General features: G+C 71.7%; 22 protein-coding genes and 1 pseudogene. 3 read left to right on the top strand and 20 right to left on the bottom strand.

Features of this window, described 5'->3' with window-relative positions; translation table 11 throughout:
* Positions 1–31: 31 nt before the first annotated feature.
* From thyX to ABD287_RS03370, 4 genes are all read right to left on the bottom strand, one after another.
* On the bottom strand, positions 32–784 hold the full coding sequence (thyX, locus tag ABD287_RS03355; protein WP_344168001.1) for an FAD-dependent thymidylate synthase: 753 nt from the start codon (positions 782–784) through the stop codon (positions 32–34).
* Positions 785–924: 140 nt separating this feature from the next.
* Positions 925–1,482, bottom strand: a complete 558-nt coding sequence (locus tag ABD287_RS03360) for a DUF2752 domain-containing protein (protein WP_344168004.1) — start codon at positions 1,480–1,482, stop codon at positions 925–927.
* Positions 1,483–1,554: 72 nt separating this feature from the next.
* Positions 1,555–2,760, bottom strand: a complete 1,206-nt coding sequence (locus ABD287_RS03365; RefSeq protein ID WP_425565494.1) for a winged helix-turn-helix domain-containing protein — start codon at positions 2,758–2,760, stop codon at positions 1,555–1,557.
* Position 2,761: 1 nt separating this feature from the next.
* Positions 2,762–3,325 (bottom strand): GNAT family N-acetyltransferase, encoded by a 564-nt coding sequence (locus tag ABD287_RS03370; RefSeq protein ID WP_344168008.1) that lies wholly within the window; start codon positions 3,323–3,325, stop codon positions 2,762–2,764.
* Positions 3,326–3,393: 68 nt separating this feature from the next.
* Between ABD287_RS03370 and ABD287_RS03375 the strand changes: the two genes are divergently transcribed.
* Complete coding sequence (locus ABD287_RS03375) at positions 3,394–4,863, top strand: DUF2079 domain-containing protein (protein WP_344168011.1); 1,470 nt, start codon at positions 3,394–3,396, stop codon at positions 4,861–4,863.
* 38 nt (positions 4,864–4,901) lie between these two features.
* On the opposite strand, the gene ABD287_RS03380 is transcribed toward ABD287_RS03375, so the two are convergent.
* The 7 genes from ABD287_RS03380 to ABD287_RS03410 form a co-directional block, all read right to left on the bottom strand.
* The gene (locus ABD287_RS03380; RefSeq protein ID WP_344168014.1) at positions 4,902–6,377 is read right to left on the bottom strand and encodes an SDR family NAD(P)-dependent oxidoreductase; all 1,476 of its coding nucleotides are present in this window, start codon (positions 6,375–6,377) and stop codon (positions 4,902–4,904) included.
* A 65-nt stretch (positions 6,378–6,442) separates the two neighbouring features.
* Entirely contained in the window at positions 6,443–7,207 is a 765-nt protein-coding gene (dapB, locus tag ABD287_RS03385; RefSeq protein ID WP_344168017.1) for a 4-hydroxy-tetrahydrodipicolinate reductase, read from the bottom strand.
* Positions 7,208–7,224: 17 nt separating this feature from the next.
* Positions 7,225–8,589 carry a M16 family metallopeptidase gene (locus ABD287_RS03390; protein ID WP_344168020.1) on the bottom strand — a complete coding sequence of 455 codons (1,365 nt, stop codon included), beginning with the start codon at positions 8,587–8,589 and terminating at the stop codon, positions 7,225–7,227.
* Positions 8,590–8,598: 9 nt separating this feature from the next.
* On the bottom strand, positions 8,599–10,935 hold the full coding sequence (locus tag ABD287_RS03395; RefSeq protein ID WP_344168023.1) for a polyribonucleotide nucleotidyltransferase: 2,337 nt from the start codon (positions 10,933–10,935) through the stop codon (positions 8,599–8,601).
* Between the two features lie 233 nt (positions 10,936–11,168).
* Entirely contained in the window at positions 11,169–11,438 is a 270-nt protein-coding gene (rpsO, locus tag ABD287_RS03400) for a 30S ribosomal protein S15 (RefSeq protein WP_344168026.1), read from the bottom strand.
* 138 nt (positions 11,439–11,576) lie between these two features.
* The gene (locus ABD287_RS03405; protein ID WP_344168029.1) at positions 11,577–12,512 is read right to left on the bottom strand and encodes a bifunctional riboflavin kinase/FAD synthetase; all 936 of its coding nucleotides are present in this window, start codon (positions 12,510–12,512) and stop codon (positions 11,577–11,579) included.
* A gap of 9 nt (positions 12,513–12,521) precedes the next feature.
* Positions 12,522–12,785, bottom strand: a complete 264-nt coding sequence (locus tag ABD287_RS03410) for a hypothetical protein (RefSeq protein WP_344168032.1) — start codon at positions 12,783–12,785, stop codon at positions 12,522–12,524.
* A 143-nt stretch (positions 12,786–12,928) separates the two neighbouring features.
* Between ABD287_RS03410 and ABD287_RS03415 the strand changes: the two genes are divergently transcribed.
* A complete protein-coding gene (locus ABD287_RS03415; RefSeq protein WP_344168035.1) occupies positions 12,929–15,343 on the top strand; it encodes a hybrid sensor histidine kinase/response regulator in 2,415 nt (804 codons plus the stop codon).
* Positions 15,340–15,750: a response regulator gene (locus tag ABD287_RS03420; protein ID WP_344168038.1), complete on the top strand. Its 411-nt coding sequence runs from the start codon at positions 15,340–15,342 to the stop codon at positions 15,748–15,750. The genes ABD287_RS03415 and ABD287_RS03420 overlap by 4 nt, the downstream gene beginning before the upstream one ends.
* Before the next feature lie 9 nt (positions 15,751–15,759).
* Here the strand turns inward: ABD287_RS03420 and truB are convergent, their stop codons facing one another.
* The 9 genes and pseudogenes from truB to ABD287_RS03465 form a co-directional block, all read right to left on the bottom strand.
* The gene (gene truB, locus ABD287_RS03425; protein WP_344168041.1) at positions 15,760–16,647 is read right to left on the bottom strand and encodes a tRNA pseudouridine(55) synthase TruB; all 888 of its coding nucleotides are present in this window, start codon (positions 16,645–16,647) and stop codon (positions 15,760–15,762) included.
* Between the two features lie 18 nt (positions 16,648–16,665).
* The gene (locus ABD287_RS03430; RefSeq protein ID WP_344168571.1) at positions 16,666–17,985 is read right to left on the bottom strand and encodes an MATE family efflux transporter; all 1,320 of its coding nucleotides are present in this window, start codon (positions 17,983–17,985) and stop codon (positions 16,666–16,668) included.
* An 18-nt stretch (positions 17,986–18,003) separates the two neighbouring features.
* Entirely contained in the window at positions 18,004–19,017 is a 1,014-nt protein-coding gene (locus ABD287_RS03435; RefSeq protein ID WP_344168044.1) for a DHH family phosphoesterase, read from the bottom strand.
* A gap of 95 nt (positions 19,018–19,112) precedes the next feature.
* Positions 19,113–19,568: pseudogene (gene rbfA / locus ABD287_RS03440) on the bottom strand (30S ribosome-binding factor RbfA); the annotation flags it as partial.
* Positions 19,569–19,820: 252 nt separating this feature from the next.
* Positions 19,821–20,114, bottom strand: coding sequence for a DUF503 domain-containing protein (locus ABD287_RS03445; protein ID WP_344168050.1), 294 nt, complete (start codon positions 20,112–20,114; stop codon positions 19,821–19,823).
* A 109-nt stretch (positions 20,115–20,223) separates the two neighbouring features.
* Positions 20,224–23,229, bottom strand: coding sequence for a translation initiation factor IF-2 (gene infB / locus ABD287_RS03450; RefSeq protein ID WP_344168053.1), 3,006 nt, complete (start codon positions 23,227–23,229; stop codon positions 20,224–20,226).
* A gap of 91 nt (positions 23,230–23,320) precedes the next feature.
* A complete protein-coding gene (locus tag ABD287_RS03455) occupies positions 23,321–23,713 on the bottom strand; it encodes a YlxR family protein (protein WP_344168056.1) in 393 nt (130 codons plus the stop codon).
* A gap of 189 nt (positions 23,714–23,902) precedes the next feature.
* Entirely contained in the window at positions 23,903–24,958 is a 1,056-nt protein-coding gene (gene nusA / locus ABD287_RS03460) for a transcription termination factor NusA (RefSeq protein WP_344168059.1), read from the bottom strand.
* A complete protein-coding gene (locus ABD287_RS03465; protein WP_344168063.1) occupies positions 24,955–25,629 on the bottom strand; it encodes a ribosome maturation factor RimP in 675 nt (224 codons plus the stop codon). Before ABD287_RS03465 ends, nusA begins: the two co-directional genes overlap by 4 nt.
* Positions 25,630–25,811: the final 182 nt, after the last annotated feature.

The raw sequence follows: 25,811 nt of genomic DNA on the forward strand, positions 1-25,811 counted from the left end.
ATCGGACGACGCCGACCGACCGACCGGTCGCTCAGGACTCCCAGGCGAAGGCGCTGGCCGCGACCTCGGTGCCGTCGCCGAGGGTGGTGATGGTGAAGTCGGCGAAGACGTTCGAAGCCACTTTCTGGAGCTGGCGCAGGCACTCGATCGCCAGCTCCCGGATCTCCACGTCGGCGTGCTCGGTGGCCCGCATCGCGATGAAGTGCCGCCAGGCGCGGTAGTTGCCGGTAACCACGATCCGGGTCTCGGTCGCATTCGGCAGGACCGCTCGGGCGGCCTGCCGGGCCTGCTTGCGACGCAGCGTGGCGTTCGGGACGTCGGCGAACTTCGCCTCCAGACCCTCCAGCAGCTCGTTGTAGGCATCGACGCTGGCCTGCGCGGCGGCCAGGAACTTCGCGTGCAGCTGCGGGTCCTCGGCGATGACCGCCGGCTCGACCATCGCGGCGTCGCGCTCGGGCACGTAGCGCTGGGAGAGCTGCGAGTAGGAGAAGTGCCGGTGCCGGATCAGCTCGTGGGTGAACGAACGGGACACCCCGGTGAAGTAGAAGCTCACCGTGCCGTGCTCCAGCACCGACAGGTGTCCGACCTCAAGAATGTGCCGGAGGTAGCCGGCGTTGGTGGCTGTCGCCGGGTTCGGCTTGCTCCAGGACTGGTAGCAGGCCCGCCCGGCGAACTCGGCGAGCGCCTGGCCGCCGTCGGCGTCGGTGGACCACGGGACGTCCTCCGGCGGGGCGAACTGGGTCCAGCCGATGAGCCGCACCTGCGGCGGGACGATCTCAGACACGGTCGAGGCGCTCCTTTCGAGGTCGACGCCCGGTCTCGGGTCGACGGCCGAGCCTACCCGGGGCCGAAGGCGGACCTCGCGCGGCTCGGCGGCGATCGCCACAGTCACACCGCTGACGGGTGAGCCTTCGGGCGAAACGGTCAGACGTACATCCAGGAGAACGGCGACCAGGGCAGATTCCGGGCGACGGAGAAGACCGCGGTGACAGCGAGGGTGATCGCCAGCGCCCGCGGGCCGAACGTGGGCGTCGGAAGCTGGCGGCCGAACACGGCGCGGGTCGCCCAGGCGGCATACAGGTAGAGCAGGAACGGCACGGCGAAGACGAACAGGGCGTGATGCCTGGCGGCGGCCGGGACGTTGCCCTGGACGAGGTAGTAGAAAGCCCTGGTGCCGCCGCACCCGGGGCAGTCCAGGCCGGTGGTGAACTTCAGCAGGCAGCTGGGCAGGGCGTCAGCCCGACTGTCGGTCGGGTCTGACACGAGCACATAGGCCACGGCGCCACCGAAACAGGCCAGGGCGCCGGCCGGGGCCAGCCACCGCGGCGCCCTGGCGGAAAGCCGCGCCGTCCAGCCAGCGAGCCGGCCCTGCGGCGCGTACGGGAAGTGGGGGTCGAGATGCGGCGGCGAACCGTACGGCGCCCGCCCACCGGTGGGCGGGTGGGGGGCCTGCGCAGGGGCGGCGACCGTCGATTCGGACACCGCCACCACGTTACACCGCGCGGGTGGCAGGACCGCTCAGCGCAGGTCAGCCGCTCAGCGCAGGTCAGCCGCTCAGCGCAGAGCGGCCGTGAGCGTCGGCGCGAGATCGCCGGCTTCAGGAGCGACGATCGCCCCCAGGCCGAGCCAGTCGGCGAGCCGCCGTAGCGCGGCGGCGAGCGCGGCCGCCGTCGATCCGGGGTCCTCCCCCGGCTCGATCCACGCGGCCGGGACCCGTAGCAGGCTGGCCCGGCGGTCCGCCTTGAGGTCGACACGGGCGACGAGCCGCTCGTCGTGCAGGAACGGCAACACGTAGTAGCCGTGCCGCCGCTTGGCGGCCGGGACGTAGATCTCGATCCGGTACCGGAACCCGAACAGCCGCTCAGTGCGGGCCCGCTCCCAGATCAACGGGTCGAACGGGCTGACGAGGGCGCTCGCCGGCACGGTCCGGGGCGCGCGGGCGGCGACGTACAGGTAGGCCGGCGGCTGCCATCCGGCCACCTGGACCGGCGCCAACGTTCCGGCCTCCACCAACTCCCGAACGGCGGCCCGGGCAGCGGCCGTCGGAAGCCGGAAGTAGTCGCGCAGGTCAGCCTCGGTGGCGACGCCCAACGCCCGGGCGGCGGTCCCGACCAGAGTCCGCATCGCCTCGCCCACCGGCGGCGTGGGGGCGGCCAGGACAGCCGCCGGAAGGATCCGCTCGGGCAGGTCGTAGCGGCGGGCGAAGCTGTTGGTCCGGTCGGCCACGCCGACGCGTCCGGACCAGAACAGCCACTCCAGCGCCTGCTTGACCGCCGACCAGTTCCAGCCCCAGTTGCCGGCGACCCGGGGAACGTCGTGTTCGATCTCGGCCGCCGTCAGCGGCCCCTTGTCGCGTACCTCGTCCAGCACCCAGGCGACCAGCTCCGGCTGTTCGCGGGCGACCCGACGCATCCCGCCCCAGGCGTGGTCGGCGGCAGCGGCCATCCGCCAACGCAGGGCCGGCTGCGTGACCACCGGAATGAGGGAGGCCTCGTGCCCCCAGTACTCGAACAGCTCGGCCGGGCGGCGGTAGGCGGCCCGGTCCAACAGTGTCGTCGGGTAGGCGCCCAGACGGCTGAACATCGGCAGATAGTGGGCGCGCCGCAGCACGTTGACCGAATCGATCTGGAGGAGCCCGGTCCGGGCCAACACCCGGCGCAGATGCCGGATATCGGGCGTGCCGCGTGGTTGGTGGTCGGCGAAGCCCTGCGCGGCCAAGGCGATCCGCCGGGCCTGGGCCACCGAGAGGTCGGCCACCACGTCAGGCGGTGGCGGTCAGATCGACGTGCAGCCGCTGCTGGTTCACCAACAGTCCGTCGACATCAAGGGCGCGGACCGCCCCGTCCGGCGCCCAGCCGGCGCCGAGCAGAAACTTCCCGGTCGCCGCGTCCTGCTCGTACGCCCAGGCCACCGCGGTGTCGTAGCCATCGGAGCGCCACAGATCGACGCTGGCGGCCAGCAGCCGGCTACCGTGTCCGCGGCGGCCCCAACGCGGCTCCACCAGCAGCTCGGTGACAGCGGCGACGTCCGGGCCCAGCGCCGACTCGTCCGGGGCGGTAGCGTGAGCGTCCGCCGGCCCGGAAGCCACGAATCCCACCAGATAGGATTCGTCGGCCTGCTCGACGGCCACCAGCACCCGATGCCGCCGCGATGGCGGCGACGCCACCGCCTCCGCCCAGGCCTGGGTCACCGACTCCTGGTCAAGGCTTTCCAGGACCTGCCTGGGTAGCATCCGGCGGTAAGCGATCTTCCAGGTGGCGATCTGGATGCGCGCGATCTCGCCGGCCTCGGTGGGACGGGCCGGGCGGACAAAGCCGAGAGCCATGCGGTCAGCGTACGGCCCGCGCCGACCCGACGGACGCGCGGCCAGGCGAACGAGGGAGTGCCACGAACGTGACTGACAGTCAGCCGAAGCTTGACCTGAGACGAGCCCGGCTCACGACCGGCGCCCTGTGCGTCGTCTTCTTCGCGCTCTACTCCGCCGTCTCGCTGCTCCGCTTCGCCAACCTCGGGGCCAGCGGCTACGACCTTGGCATCTTCACCCAGGCGGTGCGCGCCTACGCCGAGGGACGGGCGCCGATCGCCGAGCTCAAGGCCGACGGCTACCACCTGTTAGGCGACCACTTCCACCCCGTCCTGGCGCTGCTGGCGCCGTTCTACAAACTTTTCCCCACCCCGGCGACGCTGCTCGTGGGACAGGCGCTGCTGTTCGCCGTCGCGGTCTGGCCGATCACCCGGGTCGCGATGCAGCGGCTGGGACTGGTCCTCGGGGCAGCCGTCGGGGCCGCGTTCGGGCTGTCGTTCGGCGCTCAGCAGGCCGTGCTGTTCGACTTCCACGAGATCGCCTTCTCGGTGCCGCTGCTGGCATTCAGCGTCAGCGCCCTGCTCCAGCGGCGCTGGCTGCCGGCGACGCTCTGGGCGCTGCCGATGCTGCTGGTCAAGGAGGACCAGTTCCTCATCATCGCCGCGATCGGGGCCTACATCTTCTGGGAGGGCGGCCGGCGCGTCGGCGCGATGCTGGCCGTCGGCGCCGCGGCGGCGGGCGCGCTCACCCTGTTCGTGATCATTCCCTCGTTCAATGTGGAGGGCCAGTACGACTACCTCAACTCGGTGGCGCCGGAAAGCAACGGGCTGCTCCGGCTGCTGGTCCCCAGGGAGAAATGGGAGCTGCTGTTCATCCTGTTCGCGATCACCGCGTTCGTGGCGGCGCGCTCGCCGCTGGCGCTGCTCGTCGCGCTGCCGCTCGCGGCGCGGTTCTGGGCTGTCAAGCCCGCCTACTGGTCCACCGAGTACCAGTACAACGCGATCCTCATGCCGGTCCTGTTCGCCGCGTTCCTCGACGGGCTCGGTCGTCTCCAACGCGACCAGTGGTGGCGCCGGGCCGTCGCCCGGGTCAGAATCGGGCGGCTGCGGGGGAACTGGCTCGGTGAGGGCAGCCGGCTCAGCCTCGTCGCGGTCGCGGCGCTGCTGGCCATCGCCGTCGGCTGGACCGTCGAGGAGCAGCCGATCGGCCAACTGGCCCGGCCAGCCACCTGGGAAGCCCCGCGGAACGCGGCCGAGGTCCGGTATGTGCTGGCGAGCGTCCCGGACGGCGCGTCGGTGGCCGCTGACAACCTCGTCGCCCCCTACCTGGTGACCCGCGCCCAGGTGTACCTGTTCCCTGACGCCCTGGTCATGGGAACGCGGCCGGCGTGGGTGCTGGTCAAGGACGATCCCGGCGGCTGGCCGATCTCGCCCAAGGAGTACGCCAAGCACGTCGCGGCGCTGCCGGGCCAGGGATACATCGCCCAGATCCACAGCGCCGGGCTGCGGCTGTACCGCCTTACCCGCCCCACCGTCGGCGTGACCCCGGTCGCCCAGTAGCCGGTCGGTTCAGAGGCCGCGCTGTCGTCGCGCGTGCGTCACCAGGGCGAGGGCGTGAAGTCCTTCAGGAAGCAGCCGAACAGGTCTTCGCCGGCCTCGCCACGCACGATCGGGTCGTAGACGCGCGCCGCCCCGTCCACGAGGTCCAGCGGGGCGTGGAACCCCTCCTCGTGCAGCCGCATCTTCGTCGGGTGCGGGCGCTCGTCGGTGATCCAGCCGGTGTCCACGGCCGTCATGAGGATGCCGTCGGTCTCGAACATCTCCGCGGCCGAGGTGCGGGTGAGCATGTTGAGCGCCGCCTTGGCCATATTAGTGTGCGGGTGGCCCGGACCCTTGTAACGGCGGGAGAACTGGCCCTCCATCGCCGAGACGTTGACCACGTACTTCCGCCGGGCCGCCGCCGCGGCCATCGCCGGACGCAACCGGCTGACCAGGATGAACGGCGCGGTGGCGTTGCACAGCTGCACCTCCAGCAGCTCCATCGGGTCGACCTCGTCGACCTTGGCCAGCCAGCTGTTCGAGGCGTCCAGGTCCGGAACCAGACCACCGGCGTCGATCGCCACGCCGGCCTCGATCCGGGCCCTGGTCGCCGACCCGGCGACCAGGGCCGCCTCGGTCAACGCCGTCGCCGACAGGTTCCCACGCTGGTGCGGCAGCGAGGCCACCAGCTCGGCCGGGCTGCCCCCGCCGGGCACGTAGCCGAAGCTGACCAGCTCAGGAAGCCGGCCGCCGGGCAACGCCTCCGACTCGGCCGCGATGAGATTGGCGTACGCGCCGCGGCTGCGCCGCACCGTCTGCGCCGCGTTGTTGATGAGGATGTCCAGCGGTCCGGCGTCGGCGACCGCGTCGGCCAACGCCGCGACCTGCCCGGGATCACGCAGGTCGATGCCGACGACAGTGAGCCGGTCGATCCAGTCGGCGCTGTCGGGCATCGCGGTGAACCGACGCACCGCGTCCGCCGGAAACCGGGTGGTGATGGTGGTGTGCGCGCCGTCGCGCAGCAGCCGCAACGCGATGTACATGCCGATCTTGGCGCGACCGCCGGTCAGCAACGCCCGGCGCCCCGACAGGTCGACCCGGATGTCCCGCCGGCGCCGGTTGTCGGCGGCGCACTCCGGACACATCTGGTGATAGAACGCGTCGACGTCGGTGTACCGGGCCTTGCACACGTAGCAGGACCGCGGGCGCAGCAGCGTGCCGACCGTCGGCGTCTCGGCCGAGGGCGACAGCAGGATGCCGGCGGTCTCGTCGTCGATCCGCTCCGGCGAACCGGTCGCGGTACGGGCGGTGACCGCCTCGTCCGCCGCGGTGATCGCCTTCCGGCGCTCGCTGCGCCGACGCTGACGCACCCCCTTGTACAGCCGGGACGTGGCCCGGCGCAGGGTCAGCACATCCGGGTGGTCCGAGGGCAGCTCGTCAGCCTCGGCGAGCACCGCGAGGCACTCGGCAAGCCGCAGCGGATCAATTCCCAGGGTCGCGCCGCCGGGGGCGCCGTCTTCAGTCAACTCGTCCATCAGATCCAGCACTCTAGGCAACGACGGTTGCGGGCACGCCATCGCCCGTGCGGTCGACACCTCCGTCAGGGCAGCAACGAGCCGAGGCCGACGGTCAGGCCGGGACGCTTGAGAACCTGACGGACCGCCAACAGCACCCCCGGCATGAACGACACCCGGTCGTACGAGTCGTGCCGGATCGTCAGCGTCTCCCCCGTCGCGCCGAACAGCACCTCCTGGTGGGCCACCAGACCGGACGAACGCACCGAATGGACCCGGACCCCGTCGACCATCGCGCCCCGGGCGCCGGCCATCTCGTCCGTGGTGGCGTCCGGGACGGCGTCGAGGCCCGCGGCGGCACGGGCGGCCGCGATCTCGTGGGCGGTGGCCAGGGCGGTGCCGCTGGGGGCATCCAGCTTCTTCGGGTGGTGCTGCTCGATGATCTCCACCGACTCGAAGTACGCGGCCGCGCGGGCGGCGAACTCCATCATGAGCACCGCGCCGACGGCGAAGTTCGGGGCGATGACTACACCCAGCTCCGGCTTGTGGGACAGCCAGCTGCGGACCCGGTCCAGCCGGGCCTTGGTGAAGCCGCTGGTGCCAACGACGACGTTGATGCCCTGGTCGATGCACCAGTGCAGGTTGTCCATGACCGAATCAGGCGTGGTGAAGTCGACGACGACCTCCGCGCTGGCGTCGGAGGCGTTGAAGAGCCAGTCGCCCTGATCGATCATGGCCACAAGCTCCATGTCGGCGGCCCCATCGACGGCCCGGCATACATGCGCGCCCATCCGCCCACGCGCCCCGAGCACGCCCACCCGGATCGGGTCCTTCGCCAGTTCCTCGGTCATCAGTCCCGCCTTCTCCGTCAGCCGAAATCCTGCTCCGTGAACGGACCCACGACCGCCAGCGACATCGGCCGGCTGAGCAGGTCGGCCGCCACCGCGTTCACCTCGGCGACGGTCACCGCCTCGATGCGGGCGAGCAGGTCGTCCACGGAGAGATGGTCGTCGTAGAGCATGTCACCTTTGGCCAGCCGGCTCATCCGCGAGCCGGTGTCCTCCAGACCGAGCACAAGGGAGCCACGGAGCATACCCTTGCCGCGGGCCAGCTCCTCGTCGGTGATCCCGTCGCGGGCGGCCCGGGACAGCTCGCGCCGCACCAACGACAGCACCTCGTCGGCCTTGGCCGGGGCGCAGCCGGCGTAGACGGCGAAGATGCCACCGTCGGCGTGCTGGCTGTTGTACGAGTACACCGAATACGCCAACCCGCGCTTCTCGCGGACCTCCTGGAACAGCCGGCTGGACATCCCGCCGCCGAGCACGTTGTTGAGGACGCCGAGGGCGAAGCGTCGGTCGTCGATGCGGCCGTAGCCGGCCCCGCCGAGCACCAGGTGCGCCTGCTCGGTGTCCTTGTGCCGCACCACCGGCGCTGCCGTCGTCACCGGAACCTCCGGCATGGACGGACGCGGCGCCTCTGGGGCGCCGGACGCGGCGCCCGGGTCCAGCGGCGTTCCGACCAGCGCGGCCCGCACCCGGTCCACCACGGCGTCGTGGTCGAGGCCGCCGGCGGCGGCGATGACGACCCGGGGCGCGGTGTAGCGGCTCTGATAGAACCCGACGATCTGGTCGCGCGTCATCGCGGCGATCGACTGTTCGGTGCCGGAGATCAGCCGACCGAGGGGGTGACCCGGATACAGGGCGCCGATGAGCAGGTCGTGCACCTCGTCGCCGGGCTCGTCGTCGTGCATGGCGATCTCTTCGAGGATGACGCCGCGCTCAGTCTCGACGTCCTCGGGCGTCAGGAGCGAGTCGGCGACCAGATCGCACATGACGTCGATCGCCAGCGGCAGGTCAAGGTCGAGCACCCGGGCGTAGTAGCAGGTGTACTCCTTTGCGGTGAAGGCGTTCGTCTCGCCGCCGACGGCCTCGATCTGGGAGGAGATGTCCAGCGCCGTGCGCGAGCGGGTGCCCTTGAACAGCAGGTGCTCCAGGAAGTGCGAGACGCCGTTGTTCTGGGCGGTCTCGTCCCGCGAGCCGATCGCCACCCAGATGCCGAAAGAGACGCTACGCATCGCGGGAATGGCCTCGGTGAGCACCCGCAGACCGTTGTCGAACACGGTGCGGCGGATCGTGCCGCCGAGAGCGCCGGAGGCATCGAGGCTGGTGGGGCCGGGGGAGCCGGCCCGGGCCGGCGTCTGCGTGACGCCGGCCCGGGAGGAGGATCGTGTCATCCTGATGAATCAGTCGCGCCGCGTCCGACGACGACGTTCGCCGCCACCGTCCTTGGCGCCCTCGCGCGGGGCCCGGTCACCGCCCTCACGGGGAGCGCGCTCGCCGTCCTCACGAGGGGCGCGGGCTGGACGGTCACCGTCGGCCACCTCGGCCGGGGCCGCGTCGCCGTCAGCCCGGACCCGGTCCAGGTAGATCTTGCCGCGGGCGTCGATGTCCGCGATCTGCACCTCGATCCGGTCGCCGACGTTGAGGAAGTCCTCGACCTTGTCGACCCGCTTGCCCTCGCCGACCTTGGAGATGTGCAGCAGGCCGTCGCGCCCCGGCAGCAGCGAGACGAAGGCGCCGAACGCGGCTGTCTTCACCACGGTGCCGAGGAACTTGTCGCCCGCCTTGGGCATCGTCGGGTTGGCGATCGCGTTGATCCGCTCGACCGCGGCCTCGGCCGCGGGGCCGTTGGTCGCGCCGACGTAGATCGTGCCGTCGTCCTCGATGGAGATCTCGGCGCCGGTCTCGTCCTGGATCGCGTTGATGGTCTGGCCCTTCGGCCCGATCACCATCCCGATCTTGTCGACCGGGATCCTGACGGTGGTGACCCGCGGAGCGTGCTCCGACATGGTCGCCGGCGAGTCGATCGCGGCCTGCATGACGTCGAGAATCGTCTGACGGGCCTCGTACGCCTGCGACAGCGCCCCGGCCAGCACGTCCGACGGGATGCCGTCGAGCTTGGTGTCCAGTTGCAGCGCGGTGACGAAGTCACGGGTTCCGGCGACTTTGAAGTCCATGTCGCCGAACGCGTCCTCGGCGCCGAGGATGTCGGTCAGCGTCACGTAGCGGGTCTTGCCGTCGACCTCGTCGGAGATGAGGCCCATGGCGATGCCCGCGACCGGCGCCTTCAGCGGCACGCCGGCGCTCAACAGCGCCATCGTGGACGCGCAGACCGAGCCCATCGAGGTGGAGCCGTTGGAGCCCAACGCCTCGGAGACCTGCCGGATCGCGTAGGGGAACTCCTCGCGGGTCGGCAGCACCGGGATGAGAGCGCGCTCGGCGAGCGCTCCGTGACCGATCTCGCGTCGCTTGGGCGCGCCGACCCGGCCGGTCTCGCCGACCGAGTAGGGCGGGAAGTTGTAGTTATGCATGTAGCGCTTGTGCTTCTCCGGGGAGAGCGTGTCGAGCTGCTGCTCCATCCGGAGCATGTTGAGGGTGGTGACGCCCAGGATCTGGGTCTCGCCGCGCTCGAACAGCGCCGAGCCGTGAACCCGGGGAAGCACCTGGATCTCCGCGGTCAGCGGACGGATGTCGCGCGTCCCCCGGCCGTCGATGCGGACCTGCTCCCGCAGCACGCGTGAGCGCACCTCGGACTTGGTCAGCGACCGGAAGGCAGCCGACAGCTCCCTTTCCCGGCCCTCGAACCTGCCGCCGACCTGCTCGACCGCCTTGGCCTTGATCCGGTCCAGGGCCTCCTCGCGCTCCGCCTTGGGGGCGATCTTGAGGGCCTCGGCGACCTCGCCGCGGACGGCGTCGGCGACGGCGTTGTAGATGTCGTCCTGGTAGTCCAGGAAGACCGGGAACTCCTGGACCGGCTTGGCCGCGACGGCCGCCAGCTCGCCCTGGGCCCGGCACAGCTCACGGATGGCCGGCTTCGCGGCCTCCAGGCCGCTGGCGACGACCTCCTCGGTCGGGGCGGCGGCGCCACCGGCGACCAGCTTGACCGTGTTCTCGGTGGCCTCGGCCTCGACCATCATGATCGCGACATCGCCGTCGGGCAGCGCCCGACCGGCCACGACCATGTCGAAGGTGGCCCGGGCCAGCTCCTCGATGGTCGGGAAGGCGACCCACTGGCCGTCGATGTGCGCCATGCGGGTGGCGCCGATCGGGCCGGAGAAGGGCAGGCCGGAGATCTGCGTCGACAGCGACGCGGCGTTGATCGCCACGACGTCGTACGGGTGGGCCGGGTCCAGCGCCATCACGGTGCAGACCACCTGGACCTCGTTGCGCAGGCCCTTGACGAAGGACGGACGCAGCGGACGGTCGATGAGCCGGCAGGTGAGGACGGCGTCCTCGCTGGGGCGGCCCTCACGGCGGAAGAACGAGCCGGGGATCCGGCCCGCGGCGTACATCCGCTCCTCGACGTCCACGGTGAGCGGGAAGAAATCGAAGCCCTCGCGGGGCTGCTTGCCAGCGGTGGTCGCCGACATGACGACCGTGTCGTCAAGCTGGGCGAGCACGGAGCCGGCGGCCTGGCGGGCGAGCCGCCCGGTGGAGAAGACGACCTCACGGACGCCGAACGCGCCGTTGTCGATGATCGCCCTGCTGTGCGCGGTGCCGAGAGTGGTTTGCCCGGTCATGGATATGGTGTGCTCCTTCGGTCGTGGGGCCACGCACCGAGGGGAAGCCGCGCATGCGGCCGGTCTTCGATCGAAGCGCCCGGCGATGTCTGCCAGCGGTACGCCGGCGGTCCGGGAGCCACTACCGAGGACCGGTGCTACACCGGCATCCCCCGCCAGTGATCGTTCTCAGGCCCCGTTGGTGAAACTGACCAGCCGCCGACGGCCATCGTGGCCGCCGGCGGCTGCGGGAGTCAGCGCCGCAGACCGAGACGCTCGATGAGCGTCCGGTAGCGGGCGATGTCCTTCTTCTGGATGTAGTTGAGCAGTCGCCGACGACGGCCGACCAGCAGCAGCAGCCCCCGGCGGCTGTGGTGGTCGTGCTTGTGCACCTTGAGGTGCTCGGTAAGCTCGGCGATACGCTTGGTGAGGACCGCGACCTGAACCTCAGGTGAACCGGTGTCACCCTCGACAGTCGCGTACTCCTCGCGGATCTTGGCCTTGGCTGCCTGATCGATCGCCATGATCTCCCTGTTTCTGGTGGGGTTGAAGGGTTGTCACGGCCACGGCGTCGGGCAGCTCGCGCAACCTCGCGTCGGGCTTCCGACGCGAGCCCACACTATCAGGCGCCCCGCCGCGTCCGACCGACGCCAGCGTCGCCGTCAGCCGTCGGCGAGCAGCTCACGGGTCTGCTCCACGTCGACCCGGATCTGGTCGACCAACGCGCCGACCTCGTCGTAGGCGACCATCGGGCGCAGCCGGGCGACAAAGTCCAGCGCCAGGCGCTCGCCGTACAGGTCACCGTCGAAGTCCAGGACGAACGCCTCGACCCGACGCTCCACGCCGGAGAACGTCGGGTTGGTTCCGACCGAGACCGCCGCCATGAGCGGAGCCGGCCCGTGCCCCACCAGCCACGCCGCGTAGACACCGTCGGCGGGCGCCGCCGCGTACCGTTCGGTGAGCAGGTTGGCCGTCGGGAAGCCCAGCTCGCGACCGCGCTGGTCGCCCCGGACGACCACGCCCTCCAGCCGGTGCGGCCGACCCAGCGCCGCCGCCGCGGCGGCCACGTCCCCAGCGGCCACGCAGGCCCGCACATGGGTCGACGAGAACACTTCGGCGCTCTGCCCGCCGACCAGCGGCGCGTTGGTGACCTGGAACCCGAACCGCCGCCCCAACCGCCCCAACAAGGCGACGTCCCCGGCGGCGCGATGACCGAAGCGGAAATTGCCGCCCACCACCACGACCGCGGCGTGCGCCCGCTCGACCAGCAGGTCATGGACGAACTCCGGCGCCGGCAGCCGGGACAGCTCCGGGGTGAACGGCAGCACCCAGAGCGCGTCCACGCCCAACTGCTCGACCAGCTCGGCCTTACGGGAGGCCGAGGTGAGGACCGCCGGATGAGACCCGGGCCGGACCACCTCGGAAGGGTGTGGGTCGAAGGTGAGCACGACGCTGCGCAGGCCCAGCTCCCGCGCCCGGTCGACGGCGTGACCGATGGTCGCCTGGTGCCCGCGGTGCACGCCGTCGAACACGCCGATCGTGACCACCGAACGGCCCCAGTCGGCCGGCGCCGCGTCCCATCCCCGCCATCGCTGCATACCGGCAGCCTACGAGCGGGCCATCGGCTCCTCGCGTCCGCCTCCGGACGGCGTCGCCAGCTCGTCCTGGAGTTGGCGGACCAGTTCGACGGCCCGGCGCGCGGCTGACTCAAGCTGGGGCAGGCTCTGCCGCGCGGGGTGGTCCGGTTCCGGTGGCAGGTCCTCCTCCAGGAACAGCGTGTAGTTGAGCGCGATCCCGAGCACGTTCGCCAGATCGTGCGCGGTCCGGCCGACCTGTGCCCGAAGCCGCGCCAGCTCCTCGGTGTCGTTCACGACATCTCCCGCCCGCGCGCCCGGTTCCGTGCCGACCATCCGTCGGATCCGGCGGGCCCACCTGAGCCCATCACACCAGAGGACGACCGGGCAGGCGCTGCCCTGGTTACAGTTTGCCTGGGGATGTGATGGACGGTAACCAGTTGATTACGTTGATCGCCGAGTTCTTACTCGCCGTGATCTTCTTCCGTGCGCTCTGGGGCTACCTGCGCACCCGGGACGCCATGCAACGCGACGTCACAATCCTCTTCGCCGCCGCCGCCGCCCTGTTCGCCATCGACCTCGTGGGCATGCTCGGCCAGCGGGCGCACCCGGCCGTCGTCGCCGTCGCGCAGGCGATGCTGCTCCTCCAGCCCTACCTGACATTGCGCCTTATCAACCGCCTGCACGCCGTGCCGCGCTGGCTGACCACCGCCACGCTTCTCGGCTACCTCGGGGCCGCCGTCCCGGCGCTGCTCGCGCCGCGGCCACTGTCCTGGAGCCTCATCCTCAGCTTCATCGTGGTCTTCATGATCGCTGAGGGGGTGGCGGCGGTCTACCTGTGGGCCGAAGCGCGACGGCGCACCGGCGCGGCCACCGTCCGCCTGCACCTGGCCGCCTGGTCCACCGCCGGCTTCGCCGCGGCCGGCGGCGCCCTGGGCGCGAGCGTGGTCACCGGACCGGCGCTGGCCACCTCCAGCCGACTGCTCGCGCTGGCCTCCGCCGCCGGCTACCTCATCGCTTTCTTCCCGCCGCAGTGGCTGCGCCGGCAGTGGTCGGCGGCGGCCGCCTACACCGTCTGGGAGGAGATCCTGCGCGCCCCGGCCACCGACACCAGCGACCAGATCTGGCGCCGCTACGCCGAGATCGTCCGCTCCGTCGCCGGATCACGGGGCGTCGCCGTGCTCATCCGCGCCGGCGACCACCTCATCCAGCCGACCGCAGCCGGGTCCGATATGAGACCGCCAGCCGGATGCCGCGCCCGCGACCTCGACGAGCTGCTCAAAGCCCGGCAACCCCTGGTCCTCGGCCAGCCCGGGGCCGGCGGGCCGCTGGCCCGGCACTACACCCAGGCGTACCCCGGGCAGCACCTCACCGCGATCGGGCTCATCGTCCCGCCCGACACCAGCGGCGCGCTGCTGGTCATCGACGAGCAACGCAGCCTGTTCCACGACGACGACCTTCGCATGCTCGCCGACCTGGGCGGCCAGGCCGGCATCCTGGCAGAACGCGGGGCGGTCATCGCCGAACGGGGTCGGCTGGCCGAGGAGCTGGCCGACTCGGTCGGGGCGCTCACCGAGGCCAGCCAGGCCAAGTCGAGCTTCCTGGCGAGCATGAGCCACGAGCTGCGCACACCCCTCAACGCGATCATCGGCTTCTCCGACCTCATGCGCGGCGAGCGTGCCGAGGAGGACAACCGCGTCGTCCCGGCCGACTGGGTCGACCACATCCACTCCAGCGGCCGGCATCTGCTCGGGCTCATCAACGACGTGCTCGACCTCACCAAGGTCGAAGCCGGTCGCCTCGACCTCCAGCCGGTCCCGCTGCGGGTCGACATCGCCGCCGGCGACCTCATCACCGCGCTGCGGCCGCTGGTCGACAACAAACGGCTACGCACCCGGTTGGACCTGCCCCCGCTCACCGCGCACGTAGACCCGGTCCGGTTCCGCCAGATGCTCGAAAACCTCCTCTCGAACGCGATCAAGTTCACACCGGAAGGCGGCCACATCACCCTCTCCGGCGGCGCGGACGGCCCGCACGTCCTGGTGGCGGTCACCGACACCGGCGTCGGAATCGAGACCGACGACCAGAGCCGGGTGTTCGAGGAGTTCCAACAGGTCGGCTCGGCCACCCAACGCCAGGCCGGCACCGGACTGGGACTGGCGTTGACCCGCCGCCTGGCCCAGGCCCACGGCGGCGATATCCGTCTCGAATCAACCCTCGGCGAGGGCAGCCGTTTCACCCTCTACCTGCCGGCAGCCGCGCCGGCCAGCGCCGAGCGCCCCGACATCGACGGCGACGGCCAGCGCGGTCGGGTGCTGGTCATCGAGGACGACCTGCGGGCCGCCGAGCTGATGCGCACCCACCTCACCGCAGCCGGTTTCCAGGTCGTCCTCGCCGCCAGCGGCGAGGCCGGACTCCGGACGGCCCGGGCGCAGCCGCCGGAGCTCGTCCTGCTCGACGTGGTGCTGCCCGGGATGCACGGCTGGGACGTGCTGCGCCAGTTCAAGAACGATCCCGGCCTCTCTGGCGTGCCGGTCGTCATCGTCACCGTCGTCGACGAGCGGCGCACCGGGCTGGCGATGGGGGCCGCCGGCTACTTCGTCAAACCGGTGGACCCCGCCGACCTGCTCGCCGCCCTGGACCGCCACCTACCGGACACGCCGTCAGACCGCCAGTCGACAGATACGGACAATCGGGCGGATAATCCGGCCGTCCGTCCGCGGCGGCATGTCGACAACGACCACCAATCCCGCAGCGGGGCACGTCACTCCGCACCGAACAACGCGGACGACCATGACGAGGCGCTCGCCAGCCGGGCGGCCACCATCCACGACACCGCCGGAGGGGCGACATGACCGGGCGTCAGGTGCTACTCGTCGAAGACGAGGAGCTGAACAGGGTGCTGGTGCGGGCGAGTCTCGCCCGGGCCACCGACCCAGCCGTCAAGGAGATCCAGCTGGTGGAGGCGGCGACGCTGGCGACCGCGCGGGCGGCGTTGGCGGGCGACCCGCCGGACGTTGTGCTGCTCGACCTCAACCTGCCCGACGGCAACGGCCTCACCCTGGCCACCGAGCTGTCCAGCCGCGACGACTACAGCCGCCCCGAGGTCGTCGCCCTCACCGCCAGCGTGCTGCCCGCCGAACGGGCCGCGGCGATGGCCGCCGGCTGCGACGGGTTCCTCGACAAGCCGTACGTAGCCGCGGATCTCGTCGCCATACTCGCCGCCCACCTCAAACGACGGCAGGACCGCCCCAGCGGCTAGGACGCCGGGTCAGGCGGCATTGAAGACCACCTCGGGCCGGGCCCGGCCGTCGCGTTCGCTGACCACCGCCAGCAGCGCGCCGTCCGGGCCGAACACCGCGTAGGGCCCGTCCAGGCCGGCAGCCGCCAACGGGCCGCCGTGCGACAGCGTCCTGGTCTCCTGGTCGTCGGCCTGCCGCTGGGGCAGGAAGCGCCGGGCCGCGTCCGCCATCGGCAGGGTGAGGATCTCCGCCGGGTCGCGCTCCGCCAACTGGTCCAGGGTCGCCGCGTCAGCGAGGGGAAAGGCGCCGACGGCCGTGCGTCGCAGCGCGGTCAGGTGCCCCCCGACGCCCAGCGCGGCTCCCAGGTCGCGGGCGATCGCCCGGATATAGGTGCCGGCCGAGCACGTCACCGAGACGCGCACGTCCACCACCGGACCGGCGCCCCGTTGGACGTCGTGCGTGATCAGCTCGTGGACGGTCACCGGGCGCGGGGCCAACGCCAGTTCCTCGCCGTCGCGGACCCGTTTGTAGGCGCGCACCCCGTTCACCTTGATGGCGCTGACGGCGCTCGGGGCCTGCTGGATGTCGCCGGTGAGGGCAGCCAGGCCCGCGGTGATCTGGGCGTCGGAGACGCCGGACGCGTCAGCGGCGCTCGTCACCTCGCCCTCGGCGTCGTCGGTGACGGTGCCCTGGCCGAGCCGGATCGTCGCGTCGTAGCTTTTGCGGGCGCCAATGACGTAGGTGAGAAGCCGGGTCGCCCGGCCGACGGCGATCACCAGCACTCCGGTGGCCATCGGATCGAGCGTCCCGCCGTGGCCGACCCGGCGGGTCCTGGCCAAGCGGCGCATCCGGGCCACGACGTCGTGGGAGGTCATCCCGCCCGGCTTGTCCACGATGATCAGTCCGTCCGTAGTCACGCCGACCAGAGTGACAGATCAGCGACGGGAGCCGGTGACCGCCCATCCGCCGTGCCGCAGGCGGGCCAGCAGGAGCGCCAGCCGCGCCACGACGAACAAGGCGAGCGCGGCCCACACCCCGCCCAGGCCCAGGTCCCACCAGCCGGCCGCCAGGGCGCCCGGCAGGAACACCCCCGCCGCCGCAACGATCGTCACGTCCCGCAGGTACCGGGCGTCGCCGGCGCCGATGAGCACGCCGTCCAGGGCGAACACGACGCCGGCCAGCGGCTGCATCGCCGCGAACCACGGCCACGCGTCGGCGGCCGCCGCCCACACCCGCGGGTCGTCGGTGAACCACCGCGGAATGACCTGCCAACCAGCGGCGATGAGGACGGCCACCGCCGTCCCACAGCCGGCCCCGAGCGACGCGGCCCGCCGGGCCAGCGCGCGGGCCTGCGCCGCCTGCCCGGCGCCCAGCGCGGCCCCCACCAACGCCTGCGCCGCGATCGCCACCGCGTCCAGGCAGAACGCGCAGAACATCCACAACTGGAGCGCGATCTGGTGCGCCGCCAGCGATGCGGCCCCGAACCTGGCCACCACGGCCGCCGCGGTGAGGAACGACGCCTGGAACGCCAGACCGCGCAGCAGCAGGTCCCTACCGAGCCGCAGCTGCTCCCCCAGCTCGGCGGGGCGCGGCCGCAGCGACACCCGCTCGGCCAACAGCGCGCGGACGAACAGCAGCCCGCCCAGCGTCTGCGCCCCGGCGTTGGCCACCGCCGATCCGGTCAGGCCCAACCCCGCCGGGTACACCAGCAACGGACACGCCGCCGCCGACAGCAGATTGACACCCAGCACGTAACGCAGCGGACGGGCGGTGTCCTGCACCGCCCGCAGCCACCCGTTCCCGGCCGTCGCCAGCAACAGGCCAGGCGCGCCCAGCACAGCGACCCGGAACCACGCCTCAGCCCCGGCCGCGACCTCCGACGACCCGGCCAACGCCCGACACGCCGGCCCGGCCGAAAGCTGTCCGACAAGGATCATCAGGCACCCGCCGGCCAGCGCCAGCCAGGACGCCTGAACGCCCTCAGCCACCGCGGCAGCCCGATCACCGGCCCCGAACTGACGGGCCGCCCGACTCGTGGTGCCGTAGGCCAGGACATTGCCCAGCCAGGCGCAGACCGCCATGAGTCCGCCACCGACCGCCAGCGAGGCCAGGGCCACCGCGCCGAGGCGGCCGACCACGGCGCTGTCGACGAGCAGGTACAACGGCTCCGCAGCGAGGACCACCAGCGTCGGCGCCGCGAGCCGGACCAGTCGGCCCAACGACGCCTCCGGCGCCCCCGGCGACCCTCTCTCCACCGTGGACACGGCGTCTACCTAGCTGCTGGCGAGGGTCAGCTCCGCACGCAACGCCTCGACGACATCCGCAAGCGTGCCCGCGCAGCTGTAGCCGGCGGCGAGCCGGTGGCCGCCGCCGCCGAGCGAGACCGCGACGCGGCTCACGTCACGGGCTCCCTTGCTGCGCATCGACACCGACCACTCACGCTCGGCGACCTGCTTGAAGACGCAGGCCACGTCCGCCTCCGCGGCGCCCCGTACCGCCTCGATGAGCGCCTCCATGACGTACGGCTCCTGCTTGTGCCGGATCAGGTCCTCCAACGTGGCAAACGTCCACACCAGCCCGACGCCGCCGGCCGCGGCCGGCTCCAACTCGGCCCGGCTCAGGACGTCCCCGAACAGCTTGATCGCGCCGAAGGGGCGGCTGTCGAGCACCCGCTGGGAGATCTCCTCGGGACGCAGCCCGGTGGCCACCAGCCGCGCCGCCAACTCGTGGACGGCCGGCGTCGTCAACGCGAACCGGAACGAGCCGGTGTCGGTCACCAACGCCACATACAGGCACTCGGCGATCGCCGCGTCCAGCTCGACACCGAGCCGGTCCAGCAACTGGGCGGCGACGACGGAGGTAGCCGCGGCGGCCGGATCCACCAGCGGGATATCCCCGAACCCCGGGTTCGAGGCGTGGTGGTCGAGCACGATCGACACGCCCGCCCGCTCCAACCGGTCGACCAGCCCGCCGAGCCGCGCCTGGCTGGCAGCGTCGAAACAGACCACCAGATCGGGTTCAGGGCACGCGTCGCCCTCAGCGACGAGCAGGTCAAGGCCCGGCAGACCCTGGAACGGCTCCGCGATGAACAACGGGCCGGGAAAGACCGCCTGCACGTTGGTGTGGCCGCGGCGCAGCAGTCCCAACCCGAACCCCAACATGCTTCCCAGGGCGTCCCCGTCCGGGTTGACATGGCAGATCAGCAGCACTTTGGCGTCCAGGGCCTGCCGTTCCACGGCGGCCACCGCCGCCGCCCAGGCTGACTCGTCCGGCCCGGTCGACGTCACCGCTCGCCCCTGGCACGGCCCGCATCGACGTCGCCGCCCACTGCCCCGGCAACGCCACCGGCTCCGGGGGTGGTTGCGGCTCCGTCCCGGCTGTCGCCGGGGACGCGGTCGCTGTCCCCGTCGGTGTCGTCGTCCTCGTCGAGGCGGTAGGGCTGGGCGTCGCCAGCGAACGAGGCAGCCGCCGCCCGGCGCTGCACCTCCGCGTCGGCGTCCCGGGCGAGATGGATCAGCTCGTCGATCTTCTGGACGTTCTCGTGCACATGATCGAGCACGAAACTGATCGTCGGCGAGTGCCGCAGCCCCAGCGCCTTGCCCACGGTGCTACGGACCAGGCCCTTGGCGCTCTCCAACGCCGCGGCGGTGCCCACCTCGGCGGCCGATCCGCCCAGCACCGTGTAGAAGACTGTGGCCTCACGCAGGTCCGCGGTGATCCTGGCGTCCGTCACGGTGAGCATCCCCAGTCGGGGGTCCTTGATCTGGGTGCGCACCACCGAAGCGACAAGCTCCTTGACCCGCTCCGCATGCCGGCGCACCTTCGCTTGGTCCGTCATCGTTCGGACACCTCCACTCGTCCCACCGGGCCTGCAAACGCCCGCCGCGTACCATCCCAGCCGGGGAATCGGCCACCTGGCGCGGCCGTCACACGAACCCCGGGCCGCGCCGCCGTCCGCGCGCCCCGTCCACCGGGCCACTGTCCGCCACGGCGGAACCGCGCCTTCCACAACGACCCTACCCGCGCCGGACGGTGGCCAGCGCACCGCAGGTCCGCCCTGTGATGGCGTGTACGGCGGTGCCGGAACCGGTCAATCCTCGTCGGTGTGCAGCGCGCGCCGCGCCGAGAGCAGCTCGATCTCCGGACGGGCGGCGACCAGCCGTTCACAGGCGTCGAGCACCTCGCGCACATGACCACTGTCGGCAGCGACCACGCCGACGCCGATCTGGGCCCGTCCATGCAGCTCGTGCGCTCCCACCTCGGCCACCGCCACCTCAAGACGGCGCAGCGCCGCGAGAATGGGACGCACATACGAGCGCTTCTGCTTGAGTGACCGCGAGTCCCCCGGCAGCAGCATGTCGAAAACAGCAGTTCCGGTGTACATGGCCAGCCACCCTACCCACCCGTCCTCGACGGGTGGAGGGAATGGGTAGGCGGATGGGCCGGGCGCCTGTGGCGTCCGGCCCATCCGTGGTGCTACCTGCTCGGCGTTGTCAGGCGCGCGGCTTCTCGCGCATCTCGAAGATCTCGATGACGTCGCCGACCTGAACATTGTTGTAGTTGCTCAGCGTCAGACCACACTCGAAGCCCTCACGGACCTCGGTCGCGTCGTCCTTGAACCGCTTGAGCGAGGAGATGGTGACGCTGTCCGCCACCACCACGCCGTCGCGGATGAGCCGGGCCTTGGCGTTGCGCCGCATGATGCCCGAACGGACCACACAACCGGCGATCGTGCCGACCTTGGACGAACGGAACACGTCCCGGACCTCGGCGCTGCCCAGCTCGGCCTCTTCGAACTCCGGCTTGAGCAGACCCTTGAGGGCCGCCTCGATCTCCTCCAGGGCCTGGTAGATGACCGTGTAGTACCGGATCTCCACACCCTCGCGCTCGGCCAGGGTCTCGATGCCCTTGCCCTGCGCCCGGACGTTGTAGCCGACGATGATCGCGTCCGAGGCCGACGCCAGCATGACGTTGCTCTCGGTGATCGCGCCGACGCCACGGTCGAGGATCTTGAGCTGGACCTCCTCGGGGATGTCGAGCTTGAACAGCGCGTCTTCAAGGGCCTCCACCGAACCGGAGACATCGCCCTTGAGGATGAGCGTGAGCGAGCTCTTCTCCCCCTCCTTGATCTGGTCCATGAAGTTCTCGAGCGTCGCCCGACCGCGCGAGTTGGCGAAGCTCGCCGCGCGGCGGCGGGCCTGCCGCTGCTCGGCGATCTGCCGCACCGTGCGGTCGTCCGAGGCGGCCAGGAACGTGTCGCCAGCGCTGGGAACCGAGGTCAGGCCCAGGACCAGCACCGGACGCGACGGCCCGGCCTCCTTCACCTGGTTGCCGTGCTCGTCGAGCATCGCCCGGACGCGACCGTGCGCGCCGCCGGCGACGATCGAGTCGCCGGCGCGGAGGGTGCCCTTCTGGACCAGGACCGTGGCGACAGCGCCCCGACCCTTGTCCAGGTGGGCCTCCACCGCGACGCCCTGAGCCGGCCCGTCGATCGGAGCGGTCAGCTCCAACGACGCGTCGGCGGTCAGCAGGACAGCCGACAGCAGCTCGTCGATGCCGATGCCGGGCTTGGCGGCGACGTTGACGAACATGGTGTCGCCGCCGTACTCCTCGGCGACCAGGCCGTACTCGGTGAGCTGCTGGCGCACCTTGTCCGGGTTGGCGCCTTCCTTGTCGATCTTGTTGACCGCGACGACGATCGGCACCTCAGCCGCCTTGGCGTGGTTCAACGCCTCGATGGTCTGCGGCATGACGCCGTCGTCGGCGGCGACGACCAGGATCACGATGTCGGTGACCTGGGCGCCACGGGCCCGCATGGCGGTGAACGCCTCGTGACCCGGGGTGTCGATCAGGGTGACCGCGCGCTCCTGGCCGTCGTGCTCGAAGTGCACCTGGTACGCGCCGATGTGCTGGGTGATGCCGCCGGCCTCGCCCGCGACGACGTCCGCCTTACGGATGGCGTCGAGGAGCTTGGTCTTACCGTGGTCGACGTGACCCATGACGGTCACGACCGGCGCCCGGCTGACCAGGCGAGTGACGTCGACATCGGCCTCGAGGTCGATGTTGAACTGAGCGAGCAGCTCACGGTCCTCGTCCTCGGGGCTGACGATCTGGACGTCGAAGCCCAGGTGCTCGCCGATGAGCAGCAGCGTGTCGTCAGAGCACGACTGCGTCGCCGTCACCATCTCGCCCAGGTTGAACATCTCCTGGACGAGCGAGCCCGGATTGGCATTGATCTTGTCGGCGAAGTCCGACAGCGACGCGCCACGGGAGAGCCGGACGACCTGGCCCTGACCCCGCGGGGCGCCCGACGACATCGTCGGGGCGGACAGGTTGTCGAACTCCTGCCTACGCTGCTTCTTGGACTTACGACCGCGGGTCGGCCGACCACCGGGACGACCGAAGGCGCCAGCGGCGCCGCCGCCACGGCCACGACCGCCGCCACCGGGACGACCACCGCCGCCACCGGGACCGCCAGGACGGTACCCGCCGCCGCCAGCGCCGGGAGCGCCAGCGCCGCCACCGGGACCGCCACGGAAGCCACCGCCGGCCCCGCCACCGGGACCACCACGGAAGCCACCGCCACCGCCACCGCCGGCGCCACCGGGACCGCCACGGAAGCCACCGCCGGCCCCGCCGGGACGACCGGCGCCGCCGCCGGGACCGCCCGGGCGACCGCCGCCGCCGGGGCCGCCGCCAGGACGGCCGGGGCGCTGCGACGGCATTGACGCCGGACTCGGCCGCGGCGGCATCGACGCCGGGCTGGGTCGCGGCGGCATGCCGGCCGGGTTGGGTCGAGGCATGTTCGAGGGCGACGGACGGCCGCCGGGCGGGGTGATGCCGAACGGGTTGTTGCCGCCGCTACGCGACGGCGGGCGACCGCCGGGCGCGGGACGACCCGGAGCGCCACCGGCGCCCGGGGCGCCGGGACGCGGCGAGGCAGCCGGGGAGCCTGGCCGCGGCGGCATCGCGCCGGGACCGGGACGCGGCGAGGAGGTCGTCGGCGTAGGGCTGACGGGGCCGTCGGCCTCGCGCTGCTTCGCCGCCTGCTGAGCGGCCTTGACGGCCGCCTCCTGCTCTTTCTTGAGCGCCGCCGCGCGAGCCTCCGCTGCGGCGACCTCGATGTCGTGGGCGCTCTTGCCGGCCGGCGCCGGCATGGGCGCGGCGGGCGCCGGAGCCTTCGGCGCCGCCGGAGCGGCGGGCCGCTTCGGCGGTCCTGGCTTGGGAGCAGCCGACTTCGGCGCCGCCGGCGTGGCGGCGACGGTCGGAGCTGCTGCCGGGGCGGCCGGGGTGGCCGGCGCCGCCGGCGCTGCGGGAGCGGCCGGGGCAGCTCCACCAGCGGCCTCGAACGCGGCGCGCAGGCGCCGGGCTACCGGGACCTCCACCGTGCTCGACGCAGATTTGACGAACTCGCCCATCTCCTTGAGCTTGGCGAGAACTGTCTTGCTTTCGACCCCGAGCTCTTTTGCCAGCTCGTGTACGCGGGCCTTACCTGCCACTGCACTCCTCACTCTGAGGTCGTGCGGACAGCCCGCATCGACCTCATAACTGCACTTGAAGCCCGATCATTGGTGCGACTTCATCGTGTGCTCATGTCGGTCGTCCTACCTTGCTGTCGGGCGACGCCCCAGGGGCGGCGCCGTCGGTGGTCCCGCGCGGCACGGTGACCGCGCGGAGGTGCTCGGCGAGCGGACCGGCGTCAGGGACGCCAGGAACGCGCAACGCACGCCCGAAAGCGCGGCGGCGCTCCGCCAACGCGAAGCAGGCCAGATCGGGGTGAAGGTGCGCGCCCCGCCCTGACAGTCGTCGTAGCGGGTCGGGCTGGAGTGTCAACTCCGACCCGGCGCCGCGCACAACAACACGCAGAAGGTCTTGCATTGGTGTGCGTTGCCGACAGCCGACGCAGGTGCGTACCGGCCCGGCCTGTGTCGGAGCCCCCGGACTCTCGTCCGCGGCCGCTCCGGCACGACTACGCCTTGCCAAAACCCACCCAACCTCGCTGGAAGCCCGTCGTCCGGGTCAGGGCGCCCACAGGAGCGGGGCGCCGGGCCCAGCGCGCAGGCCCGTGTTGGTGACACGAACCGGCGCAGATGACACGAACGGTCTGCCTGGAGCGATCGTCGGGACGACACGCCACGAGTGCATACGCAACGTTTCCCCGGAAGTCTACCCCTACGTCGCGCGCCGCGCGCCGCCTGGCTCACCCTGGCTCGACTGACCGCCCGCGCCCGCCGGAGCGACTTCGGCCTGAGCCTGCTCGGCGTCGGACCGGATGTCGATCCGCCAGCCCGTCAGCCGCGCCGCCAGCCGGGCGTTCTGGCCCTCGCGGCCGATGGCCAACGAGAGCTGGTAGTCGGGGACGGTCACCCGGGCCGTACGCGTGGCGAGGTCGACGACCTCCACGTTGAGCGCCTTGGCCGGCGAGAGCGCATTGCCGACGAACTGGGCCGGGTCGTCGGACCAGTCGATGATGTCGATCTTCTCGCCGTGCAGCTCGCTCATCACCGCCCGAACGCGCTGCCCCATCGGGCCTATACAGGCGCCCTTGGCGTTGACGCCAGCCACCGTCGATCGCACTGCGATCTTGGTGCGGTGACCAGCCTCACGGGCGATCGCCGCAATGTCGACAGTCCCGTCGGCGATCTCCGGAACCTCAAGCGCGAACAACCGCTTCACCAGGCTCGGGTGGGTCCGGGACACGGTGATCTGCGGCCCGCGCATCGTTCGCGCGACATTGACCACGACGGCCCGCACCCGCATCCCGTGCGGGTACTGCTCCCCCGGCACCTTCTCAGACTGCGGGAGCACCGCCTCGATCTTGCCGAGGTCGATGCTGACGATGCCCTTCTCCACCCGGGTCTCGTGAGCCTGGACGACGCCGGTGACCAGGTCGCCCTCCCGGCCGGCGTACTCGCCGAAGTGGGCCTCGTCGGTGGCCTCCCGTAACCGCTGGAGGATCACCTGCTTGGCGGTCATCGCCGCGATCCGCCCGAAGTCGTGCGGCGTGTCGTCGTACTCGCGGGCGACCGTGCCGTCCTCGGCCATCTCCTGGGCGTAGACCAGCGCGGCGCCAGACTTCCGGTCGATCTCGACCCGGGCGTGCGACTGGGCGCCCTCGGTGTGCCGGTAGGCCGTCAACAACGCGGTCTCGATGGCGTTCAGGATGGTGTCGAACGGGATCTCCCGCTCCCGCTCCAACGCCCGCAACGCGGCGAGGTCGATGTTCACCTCTGGTCACTCTCCTCGTCCTCGTCCGGAGCGATCTCATCGAGATCGTCGTCCGTGACCTCGTCCAGTCGGTTGAACTCGATCTGCACCCGGCCCGGGCCGAGCCGCTCGTAGCCGAAGCTCTGCTCGTCGCCGTCGACGTCCAGGCAAACGCCCTCGTCATCGGCGGCGACGACCCGGCCGGTCAGGCGCCGCTCGGCATCCTCCGCCCGGACCTGCACCCGCACCAGTCGTCCGACGTTACGCCCCCAGTGCCGGGGCAGTCGCAGCGGGCGGTCCACTCCGGGCGAGCCCACCTCAAGGCTGTACTCGCCGTCGAAGAGCACACCGCCGGACTCCTCCGCCGCGTCCAACGCCGCGGACACCGCCCGGGACACGACGGCGACCGCGTCGAGGGTGATTCCGCCGTCCGCGTCGATGGTCAGGCGCAGCAGGTGCCGGCGGCCGGCCCGGGACATCGCCAGGTCCTCAAGGTCGTACCCGGCGGCCACGACGACCGGCTCCACGATCGCGCGGACGCGGTCGCGCCTGACGGCCTCGGGACTGCTGGCCCGGTTGGTCCGCACCCGGGCCGCGGCCTCGCCGCGTGGGGCGGCGGAGCGCCCCGGGGCAGCTCCGGAACGCCCGGCCCGGGCGCCTCCGGGACGTCCGGCGGATCGACCGCGTGACATCTGCGTGCTCCCCTCTCACGGTTGTCGCCGGCGCCACGGCGACGGGCGAACCGGAAGCGGTCCACTCACACGCTCCGTGAGCGTCCCAGCACGCCGCCGGCGCGATCGCGCACGGCAACTGCGCAGAGCGTAACGCGCGGGCCGAGTCGAGCGTCGGTAAGCCGCCCCGACTCGTCACGGGC

Origin of the sequence: Pilimelia columellifera subsp. columellifera, from assembly GCF_039532605.1 — a bacterium.
In the GTDB taxonomy this organism is placed as follows: domain Bacteria; phylum Actinomycetota; class Actinomycetes; order Mycobacteriales; family Micromonosporaceae; genus Pilimelia; species Pilimelia columellifera.